At 43.3% G+C, this 5,506-nt stretch carries 4 protein-coding genes and 2 tRNA genes; 2 read left to right on the top strand and 4 right to left on the bottom strand.

The genetic code is table 11. From position 1 onward, the window contains the following. Positions 1-19: 19 nt before the first annotated feature. The 4 genes from AB4232_RS20905 to AB4232_RS20890 all read right to left on the bottom strand — a co-directional run bounded on the left by AB4232_RS20905 (position 20) and on the right by AB4232_RS20890 (position 3,533). Positions 20-95 (bottom strand) — tRNA-Gly (locus AB4232_RS20905). Between the two features lie 52 nt (positions 96-147). Continuing rightward, positions 148-221 (bottom strand) — tRNA-Cys (locus tag AB4232_RS20900). Positions 222-419: 198 nt separating this feature from the next. Next, on the bottom strand, positions 420-1,865 hold the full coding sequence (gene viaA / locus AB4232_RS20895) for an ATPase RavA stimulator ViaA (protein ID WP_135441605.1): 1,446 nt from the start codon (positions 1,863-1,865) through the stop codon (positions 420-422). 12 nt (positions 1,866-1,877) lie between these two features. Continuing rightward, on the bottom strand, positions 1,878-3,533 hold the full coding sequence (locus tag AB4232_RS20890; protein ID WP_012600558.1) for an ATPase RavA domain-containing protein: 1,656 nt from the start codon (positions 3,531-3,533) through the stop codon (positions 1,878-1,880). 287 nt (positions 3,534-3,820) lie between these two features. Here AB4232_RS20890 and AB4232_RS20885 point away from each other — a divergent pair, with 287 nt between their 5' ends. Continuing rightward, complete coding sequence (locus AB4232_RS20885) at positions 3,821-4,336, top strand: NUDIX hydrolase (RefSeq protein ID WP_009845430.1); 516 nt, start codon at positions 3,821-3,823, stop codon at positions 4,334-4,336. A gap of 40 nt (positions 4,337-4,376) precedes the next feature. After that, positions 4,377-5,381, top strand: a complete 1,005-nt coding sequence (ltaE, locus tag AB4232_RS20880) for a low-specificity L-threonine aldolase (protein WP_372087925.1) — start codon at positions 4,377-4,379, stop codon at positions 5,379-5,381. Positions 5,382-5,506: the final 125 nt, after the last annotated feature.

Raw genomic sequence — 5,506 nt, 5'->3', positions numbered from 1 at the left:
GAATCAACATTACAAAATTTGGAGCGATACATCGGGTTCGAACCGATGACCTCAACCTTGGCAAGGTTGCGCTCTACCAACTGAGCTAGTATCGCAATTTCATTCTTCTTGCTTATCTCTTCTTGTTCATGAAAGAGAGAAAGAGAATGGAGGCGCCTCCCGGAGTCGAACCGAGGTCCACGGATTTGCAATCCGCTGCATAGCCACTCTGCCAAGGCGCCTTTTCAATTCAACACTTTAGGGGCTAAAGCAAGCCACACCGCTGTGTTCGGGTGCCTACTTTACGGATCGCGGGGAGATAGTCAAACAAAAAAATGAATTTCAATTCCGTTTGCTGACATTTAAATCAAATTGCTGCATGTTCGATCTCTTCAATCAATAAACACGCAGCAAAATGGAGCAAATTAAGGAATTCGACGTTACCACTTCTTCATAAAACGGCCGACTAGGCTTGGATGGTAAGCCCAACAATGGTCAAACATCGTCATAAGTTGTGGGTTGCCATATTTCGAAAGACTAACCGCATGAAAACGGTTTTTGTGCTCTTTCAATTTTTCGACCTGAGCAATCATTTCATCAGACTGCTTAGGAGCAATAAAGTCAGAAAGCACGATCAAATCTGCGTTCTTGTATTTGTCACCCGTCATCAAATCAATCGACTTCATCAGAACAGGTTCTAAATCTGTACCGCCATGGAATGAGTAGCTTAAAAAGTCACTCGCTTCACGTAGGCCATCTTGCCTTGTTAATTCATAGGTAATCTGCTCAGAAGAGAACAAAATCACGTAACAGTCTCTCTCTTCGGCTAGAGCTATCTGCATCAACGCATAAGCCATAGCTTTGGCTGACTGCTCTGGGAAACCGCTCATAGAACCCGAAGCGTCGACACAGACGATAAACGGGCCCTTTTCAATATCGATATTCTTGCTATCAGGCTTTTGCGCTTTCACTTTACGTAATGTCCGTGATTTACCTTGCGAACGATAGCTCAATAAACGCTTGTCGGCCAAGTGCTTATAAAAGATAACCTCAAGTTCAGGGTAAGCGAGAAACATGGTTTCGTTTGGCAGCATCTTGTTGAGATCATCACTTTCATGAATCCCAACGATATCATCGACTGCTTCATCGCTTTTCTCTTCAACCATCTGTAGTTCTTCTACAGGGGCTTTGTGTAGCGAAGGGTCATCTTCCTCACCAGCCATACGGCCTAGCTTTTCTGCGATCTCTTGCAAACCCTTGTGCTTATTCAGAAACTCAGCGTGGCGCTTCATGATGGTTAGGTCTGTTTTGCTTAATTTGGCCGATGCCATGTCCCACAAACGCCCTACACTGCCTTCATCGCCCGACTCTGTCACTTTGTCCATGTTTTTCATGGTTTCCATGCGCTGATAAAGATCAGCTAAGACTTTTTCTTTGCTTGTTTCGAGTTCGGTGACTTGAGCTTGTTTGATGGCGTCTGATAGCGATTGGTACCATTGATCACAAAAGTAATGTGGAAACATCGCGTTATAAACACCTTTATTGTTTTCCATCAAACGTCTTGCTTGTAGGTAAAATGCTGAGTGCCACTCCAGCTTCTTGATAACGCTATCAATCTCGTCAAAGAACTGAGATTCATCCCAGTAAATCACTTCTTGGTAAAGTGCGATTTCCTCTTGGAAACGGTCGGTTTCACACACTTTAGTGACGCGTTTTTTTACTTTACCGCGCCATTTAACTAAGTGGTTTTTGACTGATGTTTTCACACCTTTATTCTCAGCAGCCATCATCACTTGAGAACGAGCGATAAGATCATTCATCGCGGTATCAATGATACCTGAGTCAGCCACCATCAAAGCGAGGTTTAAGCCGTCAGCTCCTAACATATGCTCCCCCTCTTACTCAAAGTACTGACTCATGAACTTAATGCGTTGCGCGATCTTGCTACTCTTCACTTTTGTCGTTTCAAGCTCTTGTGTTACCGCCTGTAAGCTTGATTCCATCGCTTTCGGTAAATCAGGGTCAATATAGTTATGCGGTAATGCGTCATGGAATTCAGTGCGTACTCTTTTTAACTTGAATTCAGCTGCAGTTAACTGTTCTAGGGCTTTCTCAGCGCCGTTCAACCACTTGTTATACAGTTCTTGATCTAAACCGTCAGTAGTCACCACACTCACCAATACAGAACGATTAGCAATATCTTTGATCACTAATTGATTCGATGCATCCAAGTCGAGCTTTAAGCGGCATAGATTTTTATTTTCGTTTACGTAACCATAAATGTCGCCATGACCTTCTTTTAGAACACGGTCAAAATCATCTTTGGCTACATACACCCAACGACTATCGCCTTTCTCAGATTCAGACACCGACATATTGCTTTGCAGCATAACCAATTTAATAAGATTGTATGCGCTACCGACGCTGTACATTTTCGCGTTCTTGATATCATGTTGGTAAACGTCTTTACGTCGTAAGCCACTGGTCGACTCCACAGAGAGCGACACCGACAGAGTCGATTCAACATCATCTTGAATCTCTTCTAGCTCTTCACGAGACATTTCGATTTGAGATTTAGACTCTTGCTGATCAAACGCTCGGTTCAACGCAAAATCTTTTACAACGCTACGAACCACATCGCGAGATTCAGGGCTATGCCACAAACAATCTTGAAGAAGCATAATATCGAGCGGGTTAACGCTATCACGGCCACTGAAAAATGCGCTCGCTTTCAATAGTTTAACCGCTTTCTTCCAGCGTCTGTCCGAAACATACAAATCCGACTCTGACGCTGAGCCTTGCTTCTTAACCGTGTCTTCAAGCATGGTTTTTAGCTCAAATAACTTGTTAAACGAATTATCCGTCAACTCCAGATTATCGAGTTCTTTCTGCCATTGATGATATTCAATGTCTGTAATCGCTAACCCTTTGGGAATGACAGCTTCTTGAGAAGTACCTGTCGTTAGCATCGATTTGAAGTTTTGTTTGTTTTGAATACGGTTGACGAACACGCGAACTAACATTCGGTCATAAAGTGCTTCTAGTCCACTGTCTTCGTCAGGAAGTTCATTAGACGCTGAAACCAACAAGCGCATCGGCACACGCTCAATGTCTGCGCCGTTTTTAAATGTCTTTTCGTTAACCACAGTCAGTAACGTATTGAGAATGGCAGGGCCTGCTTTCCAGATCTCATCAAGGAATACAACTTGCGCGGTTGGTAGGTAGCCTTCGGTCAGCCTTACGTAACGACCGTTGTCTTTTAATTCTTGAATGCTTAGTGGGCCGAACACTTCCTCAGGAGTAGAGAAACGTGTCATCAAATATTCGAAGTAGCTACTGTTGTCAAAAGCCTGGATGAGGCGTTTAGCGATAAGGCTTTTTGCGATACCCGGAGGGCCCAATAGGAACACACTTTCGCCAGCCAGAGCCGCCAGTAAACAAAGCTTAATGGTGTCTTCTCTTTCATAAACGCCATCAGAGAGAGCATGCGCTAATTTATTGATTCTTTCAGAGAGTAGCGCCTTGTCAGCATGTGAGGAAATAGAAGGGTTCATGCGTTACTCCGAAAATCTTTGAACAGTTGAGAGTGTAGATACGTTTTTATACATTTGTTAGCACTTTGTTACAAGTATCTTTTATTATTGAGTTGCCTTTATATCAGATGGTTAAGCTGCAATTTTCGCGCAATCATAGATTCCAATTATGAGAGTAGCATCACGAATGGTGTGAAACTAAATCTATTGTTAACCCTAATTTTTCTTTTATTTTCGACACCATAGACGTTATGGTGGTACACGTCTTCAGTTATAAGAAAAATTGGCAAGGAAAGTGGCCAGATTGCATGAGTAAAGTTATCCATCAATGGAAAAGTATTTCTCTTATAGAAGAGAACGTGACGCTCCCTACGAACGTCGTGGTAAAACATACAACAATAAACCACCCCGGCGCGGCCGTTATTCTTCCTATCACTTCGTCTGGAAAAATCATCCTCATTAACCAGTTTCGTCCTTCTCTTAAAAAATGGCTTTTGGAACTCCCTGCTGGCACGATGGAAATTGATGAGACACCTCTTCAATGTGCACAACGCGAACTCGAAGAAGAAACGGGTTACAGTGCAACTTATTTCCAGAGCTTGGGACAAGTTACCCCTTTAGCTGGCTTCTGTGATGAGATCCAACACTTGTTCATCGCAAAAGACTTAAGCCTTACTACCCGCTTTGAATGTGATGAAGATGAAGTAATAGAGGTTATCGAACTTAGCTTGGAAGAACTGCAACATAAAATTCGCAACGATCAAATTACCGATACCAAAACCATCGCTTGTTTAAGCAAAGCCCAACTATGTGGCCATCTATAGCCAATTATATGACTACCTAATAGTACTCTAGGAGATAAACATGGACTTTCGTTCTGACACCGTAACTAAACCTTCGCAAGCTATGCGTGATGTAATGGCAAATGCAGAAGTAGGCGATGATGTATATGGCGATGACCCAACCGTCAACGAACTGGAACAATGGGCTGCAAATGAAACCGGTTTTGAAGCGGCTATGTTCACTTCTTCCGGCACACAGGCCAACCTACTGGGTTTAATGGCGCACTGTGAGCGTGGTGACGAATACCTTTGTGGCCAACAAGCGCACAACTACAAATACGAAGCTGGCGGCGCTGCAGTATTAGGCTCGATTCAACCTCAGCCAATCGAGAACAACCCTGACGGCACGTTAGATTTTAAAAAGCTTGCTGCAGCGATTAAGCCAGACGACAGCCACTTTGCTCGTACTAAGCTTCTTAGTTTAGAAAACACAATCAATGGTAAAGTGCTGCCAATCTCTTACCTAGCGGAAGCGCGTGAGTTCGTAAACCAACACGGCCTGCAAATGCACTTAGATGGCGCGCGTGTCTATAACGCGGCGGCTGCACTAGATGTTCACATTAAAGAGATCGCACAACACTTCGATTCGATGACAATTTGTTTATCAAAAGGTTTGGGTGCTCCGATTGGCTCTCTACTTCTTGGTAGCAAAGCGTACATCGCTAAAGCTCGTCGATTGCGTAAAATGGTCGGTGGTGGTATGCGTCAGGCTGGTATTCTTGCTGCAGCAGGTAAAATGGCGCTCACGGAGAACGTGGCTCAACTTAAAGTAGACCATGAAAACGCAAAAAAACTAGCGATTGGTCTAAGCAAGTTAGAAGGTTTCTCAGTTAACCCTGATTTCATTCAGACTAATATTGTGTTTGCGAAGTTAGAACAGTCGGTTGATATTAACCGCATCGCATGGGAGTTAGGAGAGCAAGGCATTACAATGTCACCAGGTAACCCTGTACGTTTTGTTACTCATAGAGATATCAGTTCAAAAGACATCGCGACTTTCCTAACTAAGTTGGAAAGTGCGCTTTAACGCTGAACAAGATTCGCATTAAAGCAATTAAGACTAGAGCTTCCCTTACGAAGCTTTAGTCTTTTAAAAAAAATCATTCACCTCTTCCACCGAAAAATAGCCACCTCACCTATACCTATACCTAT

Origin of the sequence: Vibrio sp. 10N.286.46.A8 (assembly GCF_041470165.1) — a bacterium.
GTDB lineage: Bacteria > Pseudomonadota > Gammaproteobacteria > Enterobacterales > Vibrionaceae > Vibrio > Vibrio tasmaniensis_A.
The sequence above is the reverse complement of the archived record's forward strand: the minus strand, read 5'-3'. Positions and strand labels throughout refer to the sequence as shown.

Coding starts and splice junctions, on each gene's coding strand:
- viaA (WP_135441605.1), bottom strand. CDS start 1,865: ATGTTAGGAGCTGACGGCTTAAACCTCGCTTTGATGGTGGCTGACTCA.
- AB4232_RS20890 (WP_012600558.1), bottom strand. CDS start 3,533: ATGAACCCTTCTATTTCCTCACATGCTGACAAGGCGCTACTCTCTGAA.
- AB4232_RS20885 (WP_009845430.1), top strand. CDS start 3,821: ATGAGTAAAGTTATCCATCAATGGAAAAGTATTTCTCTTATAGAAGAG.
- ltaE (WP_372087925.1), top strand. CDS start 4,377: ATGGACTTTCGTTCTGACACCGTAACTAAACCTTCGCAAGCTATGCGT.